We start from the raw sequence: 14,488 nt of genomic DNA on the forward strand, positions 1-14,488 counted from the left end.
TCTAAACTTACCTTAAGATAAACCTAAAAATATAACAAATATCATGTAATTTTCACCTTTGATATTTTTACGGTAAAAAATGCATTACCAAATATACAAATTTTGGTTCAATCTCACAATCATTATTTTTTGGTTGCCATATAATCTATTTGCTCAGCAAAGTTATCAAACAAATATTTATGGCATAAAGGATGGTTTGAGTTCTGAACTGTGCAGGTCGATGTATCGTGATAAAACTGGTTTTCTGTGGATTTCAACGGATAAAGGACTCAATAGATATGACGGAAATTCCTTTTATACATTCAAACACAAAGCAGGGGATCTAAATTCGATATCCAATAACAGCTGTAATGGAATGTTGGAAGACAGCAAAGGACGACTTTGGATAAATACTGACGATGGCCTGAGTCTGTTTGATCATAAAAATCATACTTTCAAAAATTATTATCCTGATACCACAGTGATGCCCATACAAGGCATCAGCTACACAGAAATGTTAGAAGATCAGTCCGGACGTATTTGGATAGGTGGATATTTTGATGTGTTAATATTTGATCCTGAAACTGAAAAATTTGTGAAGAGTGGTTGGTACGATTTTGCATTTAATGCGGGTATCATAAAATCAGAACAAAGGAATAGTATCACCCAAAGTATAAAACGAAAGTCAAAAACAGAGTTTTGGTTGATGACAGTGTACGGTCTATTTTCTGTGCAAACTACAAGCATGGTTTTTAAATATCATCCTCATCCTGATGTAAAAGACTATTTTGCATTTAATATTCATGAAATCGATAAAAACGGCACACTTTGGATTGGAACATATGATCAGTGTTTTTATACTTATCACTCATCTACTGAGACCTGGAAGCACCATACCTGTCCACCTGCACCTAATTATCTAACTGATCAAATACTTAAAATAAAATCATTTGGACATGATACAATGATGATGTTGCGGAGTGACGGAATATTTCTCTACAATACAAAAACAAAAAAATTTTCAGATTTTGCTTTTGAGGAAGATAAAGGTCTTCTCTCCAATGGTTCGTATACAAATTTTGAAGTGTATGATAACCATATTTATTTTCTTAAATCTGGCCCTACTCCACTTATACATTGCCAGAGAAAGAATTCATATTTTTCAAAAACAAAAATACCACTGCCAAAGGGTTTTACAAATAATCATAGTTATATCACATCTTCCGGAAAAATTCTGACAGGTGATTGGGAAAAAGGTCAAATTGCGATTTGCGATAATCAATTTTGTTACATTTTAAGAGATAAGGACAATAGCACTAATCTTGGTATTTTACAATTATACTTTGCAGCATCTGACAATCTACAATATATTTCTACAAGCAAATGTGTGTATCTATTGAATGAAGATGATCAGAAGCTTTCAAAATATGAAGTTCCAGCATTTATAAATTCAAATACAGAGATTGAATTCAGAAATTTTGTGGAAGACAAACAAGGGAATATATACATCAGGGAGCGGAATACCGGGATTTATATCATCAGAAAAGGTAGCCACATACTGGAATATTTTGATACAAAAATATCAGGCACACTTTTCAGTGCATTACACTATGATCAATCCACTGATAAGATATGGTTGGGAACAGAAAAAAATGGACTCTATATTATCGATACCAAGACACAAATTTCAAAAAACTATCCTTTTTCAAGAGCAGGCACCAACAGAAAAGCATTCGTCAGTGATATCATAGGTGACAAACATGGTAATGTATATTTATTGATGCCCGGTCGAGGTCTTATGTATATAAGCAGCTCGGATATGAAAGCCAAATTGTTTACAACGCTAGGAGGCATGCCTTCAGATGCGGTCAGATATGGATATGTAGCTCCTGACAGTATTTTATGGATTACATCTGAAGTAGGCCTCATCGCTTTTAATAGAAAAAATGAACGATTTTATTCTTTTGACAGAGAAAAGAATGCAGCGCTTTTTAATTACAGAATTTTTCCTGATCATAATGGACAAATAGCTCAAAACCAGTTTCCTGATAATATGATCCAGATAGATGACTCTATCCTGAACAATGAACGCACAAATGGACGTATCTATATCAAAGAAGTCAGACTTTTTGGAACAAACATAGCAGTAGACAGTATTATAGTTTTGAACTATAATCAAAATAATCTCATCATTGGATTCGGGTATTTGGATCCTGAATCAGCTACTATACCAGATCTCCAGTTTAATATCAACGGTAGGGAATGGGAATCAATGCAGGCGATGTCTGTAGGTATGTATAATTTGTCGCCAGGGGCTTATACAATTAAAGTAAGACAGAGATACGATCACGAAAAAGAATTTGATGTACAATTGGTCATTAATCCGCCTTGGTGGAAAACGATTTGGTTCTATATGTTTGTTTCGACATTTTTGTTCGGATTTATTTTTTGGGCTTACAAAAAGCGTATATCATATATTAGAAAAGAAGAGTATGAAAAAAACAAATTAAAACAACGTATTGCCGAAATTGAAATGACTGCCTTACGTGCGCAGATGAATCCACATTTTATCTTCAACTGTCTGAACTCAATCAATCGCTTTATACTGACCAGCAATACTGATGAGGCATCTGAGTATCTTACCAAATTTTCCCGACTTATCAGAATGATTCTGGATGCAAGCAGAGAAGATGTTGTGCCATTAGATGCAGAGCTTGAAGCCCTAAGATTATATATTGAATTGGAATCTATGAGGTTTCAGGATAGTTTTGAGTGGAAGATTATCATAAACGAGGACGTGCGTACTTTAGATATCATGGTGCCGCCACTTTTACTCCAACCCTTTGTAGAAAATGCCATTTGGCACGGACTCATGCAAGCACCGGCATTGATGGTCAAAAAACTGAATGTCAATATTTATAAAAAAGCAGATGATATTAAAATAGAAATAGTTGACAATGGCATCGGTCGGGAAAAAGCGACATTTCTCAAAAGTAAGTCCGGCGACAAACACAAATCTCATGGTATAGCCCTCACAGAAGAGCGTCTCAAACTGACGCAAAAACTTCATGGAATCATATCGTCCATCACGATTGAAGACTTATATGACGCACAGAGTAATTCATGCGGTACAAAGGTAATGATAATCTTAAATCATAAAAAATAACCATGACAGCAATTATCATAGATGATGAGTTGCATTGCACTGATGTAATGCAAATTCTACTGACAAAACACTGCCCTGAAGTAAATATAACGGGCATTTTCAACGATTCGATTCAGGCGTTGGATTTTCTCGGGCATCATCAGCCGGACATCTTATTTCTGGACATTGAAATGCCACAGATGAATGGTTTTGATTTGCTGAAAAAATTGGGAAAGATTACTTCAAGAATCGTATTTACCACAGCATATGATCGGTATGCTATTAAGGCTTTTAAATTCAGTGCCATAGATTATTTGCTAAAGCCCATAGATAAGGCTGAATTGATATCTGCCGTAAAAAAATCATCTTCAGCACCATCTATGGAAGCCATCCGTCATCTGCATTACCTGAGTCAAACAGAAGTACCTGAAAAAATTCTGCTCCCGATAGGTAATGAAATTATTTTTGTACATGTAAAAGACATTATTTGTTGTGAAGCTGATGGAAGTTATTGTAGAGTATACTGTAATGAACTGGAGAAACCATATCTATTATCAAAGACCCTGCGAGACATAGAGGCGTTGCTCAACAATCCAGAATTTTTCAGACCACATGCTTCATGGTTAATTAAGGAATCATACATCAGGAAGATAGTGAAGGGAGATGCAATGGAGATCATTATGGCGGAAGACATCAGAGTACCTGTATCGAGGAACAAACGTCAGGAAGTCATCGACAGGTTAGTGAAGTGATGATATATATATATAATATTGATGTAAATGACCCTTTTTCTTTGCCATATACTTTCACTCCAAGACCATTTTCATGTTCTTCAAAAGGTGTAAATGTGCTCCTGAAATCAACTTGTTTTGTCAAAAAACATTTTGCTTGTCTTTTTATACTTAAAGTAAATTTGATTATAATAACCAAAAGATATCATTCCAAGCCGTTATGTGTTCTTTCTCAGAAACTAAGGTTATAAAGATTTTGTTTATTTGATTAATTACTCTTCAAACCAATTTTTTTAGCTTGTTTGAAGGATGGATAATAGAGAACAAACGATTGCGAAAACGAATGCAATTTAAATTGTCTAAGAAAGACGAATGAAATTTATTCAATGATTGACTACTTTTCTGCTATATAATACAAGTCTAAACAAGTCTCTTTAGCTTCACTGATACTATAATCATCCAGGGAGAAGTCAGAGACTAAACCTGTGTTATCTTTAAGAAGCCGACGACGATTTATTCTGTTGAGGATATCATACGGAATCTGTAACATCCATCTTGGAGCTTTATGTTGCAAGTCAAAAATATCGAACCGAGTGATTCGCTCTACTGATTTTTTATTTTTTTCGTAGTATTCAAAGACTTTTTCATTTCCATAAACTCCGTTTTTAATGACAGATGGAAATTTGACTTTTAGCAAAGTATCAAGTTCACCGGTGGTGTATTCGCGGATATGCCAAGGATTGCGGGTTAGGGTCATTTTGATGTTTGGGGTGGATACGATGAGTTTACCACCTTTTTTAAGTACCCTATGTATTTCACTAACAAAAGCCTTGTCGTCTTCAATATGCTCTATAACCTGAAAGGTAATCACAAAATCAAATGAATTGTCAGGAATTCCACTAAGTGGAGGAACCTCCATTTTAGTAAAACTAACATTGGAATAAGTTTTGACCATCGATTGCACTTGTTCATTATCAAACTTGTCAAGGGTGACATACTTATCTGCTTTTGGACTGATGATTTTTATACCATAGCCGCTACCGGTACCTATCTCCAGAATATCTCCGGAAACAATTTTGGCTGCTTCATGGTATGCCAATAATGATCGCTGATAAATATAATTGTCTGATGCGTCTACATCTGAAACTCTTTCGGCTGTTTGTAACATATTTATAATAATTTGAAGCACAAAGATAACAACATATACATTAGTGTATGTTTAAAGTTTGTTCATTGTGTGTATAACAAATTGCACAAATTAATATTTTCTTCCCCGCTACCCTCATTCCCTAAAGAGCCTGTCAAGCTACGCTTGAGACGATCCACCCAATCCAACCACATTTTTACCGTCTATTAAGAATAATAGAGAAAACGTGCAATTTGAAATACACACTTGTTCATTTGGCTCAGACCGGCAAATTTTCAACATACTTAATATAGTGAACAGAAAATGTTCTAAGAAAATTTTGAATCATAATGTATTGTAAATTAAATAATTATGATTATAAATTTTCGCAATAAATATCTGTTTGGTATAAAACTTTTTGGCTATCATTTATTGAGCTCGTCCATAGTGAGCTTGAGACCTATTGTGACAAAATTTTTTATAGCACGCGAAGCTTTTCCTATCATAATGTCAACATCAGGTTGTTCTTCTTTTTTCCACCTGCCCAAAACGTAATTTACTTGTTGCCCCGGATGAAAGTCTTTACCTATACCCATGCGTAACCTGACATAATTACTATGGCCAAACTTCTCCTGGATGTCCTTAAGTCCATTATGACCACCATCACTCCCTTTGTCCCTTAGTCTGAGTTTACCGAGATCCAAGTGCATGTCATCAACGATTACCATTAGATTTTCTGGCTGAATTTTGTGTTTGTCTACCCAATATTTAACGGCCTTTCCGCTTAAATTCATATAGGTATTGGGTTTGAGCAATATTAGTGTTCTGCCTTTATGCTTTATTTCCACAAGGTCTCCCAGAGTGTTTGAACTAAAAGTCACACCTGAGTCTTTTGCCAGATGGTCTAAAACGTCAAAACCTATATTGTGACGTGTATTTTCATATTGAGCGCCGATATTGCCCAGACCAGCAATTAAGTATTTCATAATCAGTAAATCAATACTTGTTCAGTTTTATTCATTTTTCTGACAATTCCGCAGATGTAAAATTAAATTTTCCTTGGGCTGAATATACAACAAAAATATTTTTAGGAAATTTCACACTGCTATCCTTTAATTCTACCTCCATGGGATTTTGACCATGTTCTATGTTTTTCCAAAGCAGAGTCTGAATCAATGCAGGCTTGCCAGAAAGTTTTGCTTCTGATATGATGGTCTGGTGTTCAGTAAATTGATTTTGGAAACCATTTATTTTCATCTGTGGTGTGACGTTGTTTTTATTTTTAGTATCTATGGTGATAATACCATTGGTACCAAAAGCATACACCCATGGTATGATTTCCTTTTTATCATAAAAAATTTGCATCGAAGTTATTTGTTCAGGCTTCATGTCTGAAATTTTTTTATAATCAGTCTCAGGTTTGCCATCTACGATAAAAAATGGATTCGTCCATTCTATTTTTTCATATGTATTGGTAAATCTTGGTGGTGGGCTCAAAGTAGCCACTGTATTTGATTTATCTGTTTTGAATCTCAATTCAAGAGCGTTTTCTTTGCAAAAAGTCTGCAGATCGGGAAATTTTTTGTAGGTCGTAGGATTGAAGCTTGAATAAGGTTTTGGCACATCATTCTTTTTCATCAATATGGGGTTTCTCAGTCCAAAAGTCACAACTTCAAAATATTGGTGAATGTTATCCCTTTTTCTGATAAGTGTAGCGTCTTTCTGCATTTTATCCCAGGATATTTCCGAAAGTCCACTTAATGTCAGCGATGATTTTTTATCTGGAAATACTGGTTTTACACTATTGTTTTGATATACAAAGAGGTTGAATCCGTGTACACCCTCATAATCATCAAGGATAAAAATAGCTTTGCCTTCAGAATCTGATTTTGAAATAAACAACTTTTCAGATACAGGAGAGTAAAGACCTACCAAACCAAATTGTTTTTGTCCTTTATCATCTGACATGTATAATATATAAAATAATTTTTCAGAAAAGCTTTGGGCAAAAGACTGAGCCCAATTCCTGCGTGTATGTTGAATATTCAGGTTTCTATCCGAGGTGGCGGCAATAAATTTTATGGAGTCCATACGCGGAGAAGAAAATCTGACTTTATAGGTTTCATTGACTTTGTCATAAAATGAGCTTACTTTAAAACCCGCATTATCCCCTGAGAGTTTACTCTCTTTTACAACCTCAAAAAATGTTTCTTTGGATAATTTTGTTTCTCTCAGATTTATAAGGTTAATAGTAGTTGAAGCAAGATCTACAATATTTCTGTTTGTCACATTTTCGATGGTGCATACATAGGTGTCAATTGTATAAGTTCCGGAAGGAAGTTCTGACGACAACGGAATATAAAAGCTGCTTTGATTATTGTAAATTTTTGATGATGTGTTGTGGACCAAATTTCCTGTCTGTGCATTTCTGACTTCGATGTGTAAAGCTTTATTATGTATTTTGACTCCATCTATGACTAAAACCCCGTTTGCTACCTCTCCTGTGCCGTAATTTTCTCTGTCAAGGATGAGATAGATATTGGTGCTTTGTGCGTTTATAATTGTAATGTTGATGATAAAAATCAAAAAATATAAAATTGATTGTATAGATTTCATAAACTGTCTTTCTTTTTAATTAATGCCAAAAAATTATCTCCAGTATGAAGGCCTCACCAGACTGGCATTTTTGAATAATAAACAATTGCAACACTGCACTGCGGGACAATCGCTGGCTTCATTGGGTGGTATCGGGCAAAGTCTTGAAGGATTTCCCAATTGATCGGGACTTAAAAATATTCTCGCTGTATCCTGTTGAGTGGCAAAAAAGTATCCTGTCACAAGCTTTGTAGTGTCTGATACACATTTAAAATTTGTAGGCAGTGCTCCCGGAGGTGTCTCAAATATATTTCCTTCTCTTTGGACAAGGTTGTTATATGCTATAAAATATGATTGTGCTTTTTTATCAATAGCTTGCTGCACAATAGTAATATAAGAACCCTCAGAGTATTCGTGATCAACAATGTCTTTGACCACCGTCAAATCCAAAGCTTTGTTGACCTCAAGATTGTTGGCATCTATAAGACTGACTTTAGTTTTGTTTAGTGTATTTGAAAAATAGCAAGTCCTTAAATTCGGGCCACCAAATTTTTGTTCGGTCATCTTAAATACCTGAAATAAGTCCCATTTTAATATTTTGTTTTTATTTTCATTATTTAACGTTGTGTTGACCGACAGGCTAAGACCTTCCTTGACACCGGGCTCGTACTTAAAAGAAGTTTTTTGTATCGAAGGTGAAGGGTACAACTCCTCAAATGAGGATTCATAAGTATCTCCATTATTGTTAAATACCCGTATTTTATACTTTTGACCATAAGTAAACTTAAAACTCGCAGTTTCATTGGCTGAATAGCGGCCAATGGCGTATCGGTTTAGTACAAGTTTATTGCCGGCTGAATTGATCACAGAAACTTCATCAGCTATAAAAGCAAAAGACCTGTCCGTATTGAATGAAGACTGAATCAAGTCCACCAATATTCTTCCTGTTTCTTTGTATTTTATCATTTTTGCATCAATGACCAACACTGTTTTGGCATTTTCATCATTAATGAGGTTGATTGGGTCAACACATTTTGACAGAAACAGTATTGACATTGACATAATGATTATTTTTTTCATGATCTCTTTATTATTTTCTGATTATTCAAATTCGATATTAAAACTCAAAGATGGAAAGATAGTCCCTATCACAGCAAGTCTGTTGGCCTGAGGAGTCGGTACATCCCGAGATGATCGGCTGTAAAAGACAGAAAACGGATTTTTTCGCGCATAAACATTATATATGGTAAATGTCCAGCTTGTCTTTATTTTAGCTGCCTTATTGTGTGTTTTTCCAAAATTGGCAGAAAGGTCGAGTCTGTGAGTATCAGGAATCCTAAGTGCATTTCTTTCAGAATAAATGGGTACGTACACACCATCAAAAGTGACAAAACTCGACACCGGTGCTGTGGTAGGCCTACCTGACCGGTATGTAAAATTGGCGGTAAATGTCGTTTTTTCTATAGGTTGTATATTGAGTACAAGCGACACATTATGGGGCTGATCAAAGTTGGTAAAATATGGCTCGCCTTTGTTAATACCGCTTACTTTGTATTTGGTTTCTGAATAGGTATAAGAGACAAATCCGTTGAGGACACCTTTATTTTTTTTCATACTGAACTCAACACCTCTTGATTGTCCTGTACCTTTGAGCAGTTCAGTTTCGATATGTGGGTTAACAAAAAGATCCGCGTAGTCTTTGTAGTCATATATATTCTTCAGATTTCTTTGATAGGCTTCCACGGATATTTCCCATGTATTGTTTTGCGATCCGAAAAACATACCGGCAGAATAGTTGTCTGATCTGCTCGGTTCAAAAATTTGATTGACCAATTGCCACTGACTTGAAGGTGTTGGTACATCTGAATTGAAAACCTGATTTAAATATTGACTTGTCTGACCAAAACCAGCCTTAAATGCAACAACAGAACTTAGATTTATCTTAATTGATGATCTCAATTCAGGGTAAAGGTATGTTTTTAATGTGCCGTCTCTGATTTCAGAACCTATGATGTTTTCTTCTGAAATTACATTGTCTTTATATTGAAAGGTGGTCTTTGGTCCTTTTGCAGCAAAATGGTTAACTCTTGCACCCAAGAGGACTTCCATCCAGTCATTGAGTTTAATATCTGATGAAATGTATGCCGCAGACTCAATCCCTTTTTCCAATTCAAGTTTTTCAGATTGTCTTAATGATGTCAGGTTGAGCGGCCTGAATTCGCCGGGCAAAACATCATACAAAGTAGTACTTACACCTGCATCAGTCAACACTTTACCAATTTTGAATGACAATTTGTTATGTCCCCTGATATATTTGATTTTTGATGAAAATACCGAAGCCAGCTGACTGTCAAAATCACTTTGATTGCTGATATAGTCTGACCAAACAAATGAAAGCTTGTTTGTAACATTATCATTAAACAATGTTCTGAGACTTGCTTGCGCTATTTTTGTAGAATAATCAAATCCAAATTCATTGTTGTAAATAAAATCATCGGCAGAATAATACCCTGATAATGAAAGTGTACTTTTGCCTGCTTTGATATTGATTTTACCGTTGAGGTCATAAAATCCTGCGGAGCTATTTTTTATATCAGGTTGCTTAAACACTTTGAATATCAGATCAGAGTAAGTAGTTCGCCCGGACAAAATGATGTTTGATCCCTTAAAAATCGGAATTTCTGCAGTTCCTGTAGTAGAGAGAACATTTATATTTGCTTTAAGGCGAAATTTATCAACATTTTCTTTGGTCTGCACTTCCAGTACGGATGACAATCTTCCTCCATATTGAGCATTAAATGCACCCTTGTGCAGAGTAGCTGTCTTAATCATATCTGCATTAAAGGTGCTGAAAAATCCCAGTGCGTGTGATGAATTGAAAAGTATTGCTTCATCCTGCATGACTAAGTTTTGGTCCACATTGCCACCTCTGACATTAAACCCTGATGCTCCTTCACCTACTGACGAAACTCCCGGGTTTAATAGCACGGCTTTGATTACATCTCTTTCTCCAAGAAAAGTTGGTATTTTTTCAAGTGCCTTAATATCAACTCTGTTGATACCTGTTTGTGTTTCTTTAAGTGCACTTCCGGCTCCTGTACCACTGATGACAACCTCGTCCAGTACTTGTGACTCTTTTTCGATTCTGATGGTATATTCTACCTCGCCTGTTATATCAAAATTTATGGACAATGGTTTGTATCCCAGATATGATATTTGTAGAGCATTCATGCCTTTATTCAGGTTAAGAAAAAATTTGCCATCAGTATCAGTAACCGTTCTTACTTTGCCGTTTACTGAGATGGCAGCACCAATGATCTCTTCCTTTGTTAAAACATCCCTCACGACAGCGTTTAGTGTATTTTTACTGGTAGAAGAAGTTGACCCTTGTAGCTTTATTGTTTTACCACTGAAGTCTGCCAGAGTCTGAGATTTTAATATTTCTTCATTGATGACATCTCTTGGTGCAGTTTCTGATGTAGTTTCAAAAATCAGAAAATATGCATTACCATACTCCACTACACTAAGCCCTGAACCCAAAACCAGTTCTTTTATAGCTTCAGTCAGAGGTTTGTCTTTCCAATTTACACTTTTATTGCCTAAAGGCAGATCAGCCGGCTTATAAAATATAGGAGTTGCATATTTATTTCTTATGTCCTCAAGTATAACGGATGTTGATAGATTGTTGTAGTTGGCTGTAATTTTTATACTTTCAGACTGGGTATAACTATTGAGCGATAGCAATAATAAAAAGAAAAGTAGAATTTTGCTTACCGATTTATTCATAATAAAAGTTAAAATAATTGTTTTGATAAATAGAAACGCAAAAATAAACTAAAAACCATTAGCTTCTCTCACATTAAACGTGCTAAAGTCATTTATCGCTGCTTTTTTTTATCAAGCAGTAGGGCTATGAGTGATTTTTGTATTAAAAAGTGAGTATTCTGTTCTATATGTAAGTGAAATCCTTGAATTTATTCCTTCAAAAATCTGATATTTCTTTTCAGCCCCTCATATTTTGTTCTTTTTACAGCACTTCCGGCAAATAACTCGTCAAAAAGAGGCTCTGATAAGTCCTTCCACTCTTCCTTTGACATGGTGATCATCCTATCTTTGGGCATAAATGCGGGTTCTGAGTGCGTTTCTGCAAATCTGTTCCAGGGACATACCTGTTGACATATGTCACATCCGAACATCCAGTTTTCCATCCTTGCTTTGTACTCGATAGGTAGATTATTTTTAAGCTCAATAGTAAGATATGAGATACACTTGCTGCCGTCCATAATATATCCATCCTTATGAATGGCTTCTGTCGGACAAGCTTCTATACATCTGGTACAAGTACCGCAATAATCGGAGATAGTGTGATCGTACGTCATCTCAAGATCGGTGATGATTTCAGCAAGAAAAAACCAGCTGCCTTTTTTAGGGTTGATGACCATGGTGTTTTTTCCTATCCATCCGAGTCCGCTTCTGCGAGCCCAATCTCTCTCCAATACCGGAGCTGAATCCACAAATACACGTCCATCTATTTCTCCGTATGTAGATTTCATCCATTCAAACAAGATCTGCAGCTTTTTTCTGACTACTTTGTGATAATCCTTACCATAAGCGTACATAGATATTCTGGGGGCATCCGGATCAGATTGTTTTAGATCAGTATAATAATTGTAAGCGAGAGAAATCACACTTTTTGCACCGGGCACCAGCAATCGCGGATCGACTCTTTTATCAAAATGATTGGTCATATAGGACATATCGCCGTGGTAATCCTGCCTAAGCCAATCGTCCAATCTTCTGGCCTCTTCAGTCATAAACTCCGCTTTTGCAATATGACACATCAAAAATCCCATCTCCAAAGCTTTGTTTTTTAAGAGTAAGGATTGTGGAGTAGAAAGCAGCACTTGCAGGGTAGATTATGAAGATCACGGCTTATGCCGGTCAATTGAGTTTAAAATCAGAAACAAGTATAAATTCAGGAATGATGACTTTGAAGGAAGTTTTTTTTGTTAGATTGACAAAAAGATAATGACCATACATCTTGCCTATGGGGCTGTGAAGGGGGCACCAGGACATATACTGAAAGTTTTCTCCTGGTTTTAATTCCGGTTGTACACCTACTACCCCTTCACCTTTGACTTCTCTTTTTTCCTGTATGGAGTCGTAGATATACCAGTGACGGGATATAAGTTTTACCGTATCTTTGCTTAAATTTTCTATGGTGACCTGATATGAGTAGATAAATTTACCAATAGCAGGATTGGATTCAGATGGTTCATATTTAGGTATGACACTGATGCTGATATCCTCAGTTATTTCACTATAAATTATGTTTTTGTCAGTCATTTACAGGAGTTCTTTGTGAAAAAGTCTCAACGATATGTTCGGCTTCAATAAACGAAACTTCAAGTAAATCATTAACAAGAGTAAAATCAAAACAGTTTTCGTATTCCATTTCTTTTTTGACCTTGCTTATTCTTTTTTCGAGGCTTTCAGGAGTCTCTGTATTTCTGTTTTTTAGTCTTTCAACAAGTGTATGCACTGAAGGAGGTCTGACAAATACCGCCATACATCTGTCTCCATATATACTTTTTATATTTTTGGCCCCTCTGACATCAATATCAAAAACAAGATGTTTGCCTTGTCCCCAAATTCTGTCTACTTCAGACTTCAGAGTTCCATAAAACTGATCGCTATACACTTCCTCCCATTCGATAAATGCACCGTCTGCCATTTTCTTTTTAAATTCATCTACAGTCATAAAGTAGTAATCCTGTCCGTGGGTTTCATGTGCTCTTTTGTCACGTGTAGTAGCGGATACTGAAAATCCAAGATGATCGTATTTTTTTAAGATGTGTTTTACGATCGTTGTTTTTCCTGCGCCTGATGGAGCTGTAAATATGAATAGTTTTCCCTGAAAAGATGCGCCTGCCATTTCTTACAAGATATTTGCCAATTGTTCTTTCAGTTTTTCGAGTTCGTCTTTCATCATTACTACGTATTGTTGCATTTCGGAATCCTGGGCTTTGGCACCGATAGTATTGATTTCTCTACCTATCTCCTGAGCTATAAACGAAAGTTTTCTTCCCTTCTGGTCATCTTTGGTTTCGAGCTCATCCATGAAATAGATACAGTGCTGTGAAAGACGCACTTTTTCTTCATTGATGTCCAATTTTTCAATGTAGTAGACGATTTCCTGTTCATATCGATTATGATCTACCTGAAGTTTGGCAGCAAAGTCTTCCATATTCCTTTTGAGGCGGTCTTTTATTTTATCAATTCTGCCAGCCTCGAGTGGTTCAATAGATTTAAGATGAGATTCGATAGTCTGCACTCTTTCTATCAAATCAGTTTTTAATACTTCTCCTTCATCCACTCTGAATTTTCTTATGGACAAAATAGCATCATCGATCGCCAAATTGAGCACGACAAAAGCTTCATCATCGGCAAGTTCGTCATTTTGACCGATCACATTGGGTATTCGGAGTATAGACTGAAGTATGTCGCCGTCTGCGATATTCAGCTCGATACGGAGGGTATTCAGTTCTTTATAGTATTTTTTGAAAGCATCCGCATTGATAAAGGTGTTTTCTTCATCAGCAATACCGTCAACGGATACAGTGACGTCGATCTTTCCTCTTTGCAGAGCATCCAGGACTTTTTTGCGTATATCCATCTCTCTGTCTCTGAAGGCAGCAGGAAGTTTACATCGGATTTCTGTAGATCGGGCATTGAGAGATTTTATTTCTACCCGGATCACTTTTCCTGAATAGTTTTCTTTTCCCTGACCAAAGCCAGTCATTGATAATATCATGCATCACTTATTTAAGAGCGCAAATATAGATTTAAAACGATCAAGTTTGGAACAATATTATGAATAATTATAATAATAGATTGTAAATGAATTACTTA

The 14,488-nt window shown here is 35.9% G+C and carries 11 protein-coding genes; 2 read left to right on the top strand and 9 right to left on the bottom strand.

What is annotated here, in order from left to right:
* Nucleotides 1–79 precede the first annotated feature (79 nt).
* Together IPK35_22795 and IPK35_22800 are read left to right on the top strand one after the other, a co-directional pair.
* Complete coding sequence (locus tag IPK35_22795) at nucleotides 80–3,145, top strand: histidine kinase (GenBank protein ID MBK8056016.1); 3,066 nt, start codon at nucleotides 80–82, stop codon at nucleotides 3,143–3,145.
* Nucleotides 3,146–3,147: 2 nt separating this feature from the next.
* Complete coding sequence (locus tag IPK35_22800) at nucleotides 3,148–3,876, top strand: response regulator transcription factor (GenBank protein ID MBK8056017.1); 729 nt, start codon at nucleotides 3,148–3,150, stop codon at nucleotides 3,874–3,876.
* A gap of 373 nt (nucleotides 3,877–4,249) precedes the next feature.
* Here the strand turns inward: IPK35_22800 and IPK35_22805 are convergent, their stop codons facing one another.
* The 9 genes from IPK35_22805 to IPK35_22845 form a co-directional block, all read right to left on the bottom strand.
* Nucleotides 4,250–5,029: a class I SAM-dependent methyltransferase gene (locus tag IPK35_22805; GenBank protein MBK8056018.1), complete on the bottom strand. Its 780-nt coding sequence runs from the start codon at nucleotides 5,027–5,029 to the stop codon at nucleotides 4,250–4,252.
* A gap of 377 nt (nucleotides 5,030–5,406) precedes the next feature.
* Nucleotides 5,407–5,967: an aminoacyl-tRNA hydrolase gene (locus IPK35_22810; GenBank protein MBK8056019.1), complete on the bottom strand. Its 561-nt coding sequence runs from the start codon at nucleotides 5,965–5,967 to the stop codon at nucleotides 5,407–5,409.
* Between the two features lie 31 nt (nucleotides 5,968–5,998).
* The gene (locus IPK35_22815; protein ID MBK8056020.1) at nucleotides 5,999–7,597 is read right to left on the bottom strand and encodes a hypothetical protein; all 1,599 of its coding nucleotides are present in this window, start codon (nucleotides 7,595–7,597) and stop codon (nucleotides 5,999–6,001) included.
* Between the two features lie 33 nt (nucleotides 7,598–7,630).
* The gene (locus tag IPK35_22820) at nucleotides 7,631–8,638 is read right to left on the bottom strand and encodes a DUF4249 family protein (GenBank protein MBK8056021.1); all 1,008 of its coding nucleotides are present in this window, start codon (nucleotides 8,636–8,638) and stop codon (nucleotides 7,631–7,633) included.
* 39 nt (nucleotides 8,639–8,677) lie between these two features.
* The gene (locus IPK35_22825; protein ID MBK8056022.1) at nucleotides 8,678–11,362 is read right to left on the bottom strand and encodes a carboxypeptidase-like regulatory domain-containing protein; all 2,685 of its coding nucleotides are present in this window, start codon (nucleotides 11,360–11,362) and stop codon (nucleotides 8,678–8,680) included.
* A 188-nt stretch (nucleotides 11,363–11,550) separates the two neighbouring features.
* Nucleotides 11,551–12,429: a tRNA epoxyqueuosine(34) reductase QueG gene (gene queG, locus IPK35_22830; GenBank protein ID MBK8056023.1), complete on the bottom strand. Its 879-nt coding sequence runs from the start codon at nucleotides 12,427–12,429 to the stop codon at nucleotides 11,551–11,553.
* Nucleotides 12,430–12,517: 88 nt separating this feature from the next.
* Nucleotides 12,518–12,904 (bottom strand): Co2+/Mg2+ efflux protein ApaG, encoded by a 387-nt coding sequence (gene apaG / locus IPK35_22835; protein MBK8056024.1) that lies wholly within the window; start codon nucleotides 12,902–12,904, stop codon nucleotides 12,518–12,520.
* Nucleotides 12,905–12,914: 10 nt separating this feature from the next.
* Nucleotides 12,915–13,511 (bottom strand): guanylate kinase, encoded by a 597-nt coding sequence (gene gmk, locus IPK35_22840; GenBank protein MBK8056025.1) that lies wholly within the window; start codon nucleotides 13,509–13,511, stop codon nucleotides 12,915–12,917.
* Between the two features lie 3 nt (nucleotides 13,512–13,514).
* Nucleotides 13,515–14,390 (bottom strand): YicC family protein, encoded by an 876-nt coding sequence (locus IPK35_22845; protein MBK8056026.1) that lies wholly within the window; start codon nucleotides 14,388–14,390, stop codon nucleotides 13,515–13,517.
* Nucleotides 14,391–14,488: the final 98 nt, after the last annotated feature.

The sequence above is a fragment of the Saprospiraceae bacterium genome (assembly GCA_016713025.1).
Taxonomy (GTDB): domain Bacteria; phylum Bacteroidota; class Bacteroidia; order Chitinophagales; family Saprospiraceae; genus OLB9.

Bases quoted from the DNA above. Each gene is read 5' to 3' on its own strand.
- IPK35_22800 (MBK8056017.1), top strand. From the start codon at position 3,148: ATGACAGCAATTATCATAGATGATGAGTTGCATTGCACTGATGTAATG.
- queG (MBK8056023.1), bottom strand. From the start codon at position 12,429: ATGGGATTTTTGATGTGTCATATTGCAAAAGCGGAGTTTATGACTGAA.
- IPK35_22810 (MBK8056019.1), bottom strand. From the start codon at position 5,967: ATGAAATACTTAATTGCTGGTCTGGGCAATATCGGCGCTCAATATGAA.
- IPK35_22845 (MBK8056026.1), bottom strand. From the start codon at position 14,390: ATGATATTATCAATGACTGGCTTTGGTCAGGGAAAAGAAAACTATTCA.
- IPK35_22825 (MBK8056022.1), bottom strand. From the start codon at position 11,362: ATGAATAAATCGGTAAGCAAAATTCTACTTTTCTTTTTATTATTGCTA.
- IPK35_22795 (MBK8056016.1), top strand. From the start codon at position 80: ATGCATTACCAAATATACAAATTTTGGTTCAATCTCACAATCATTATT.
- IPK35_22815 (MBK8056020.1), bottom strand. From the start codon at position 7,597: ATGAAATCTATACAATCAATTTTATATTTTTTGATTTTTATCATCAAC.
- gmk (MBK8056025.1), bottom strand. From the start codon at position 13,511: ATGGCAGGCGCATCTTTTCAGGGAAAACTATTCATATTTACAGCTCCA.
- IPK35_22820 (MBK8056021.1), bottom strand. From the start codon at position 8,638: ATGTCAATGTCAATACTGTTTCTGTCAAAATGTGTTGACCCAATCAAC.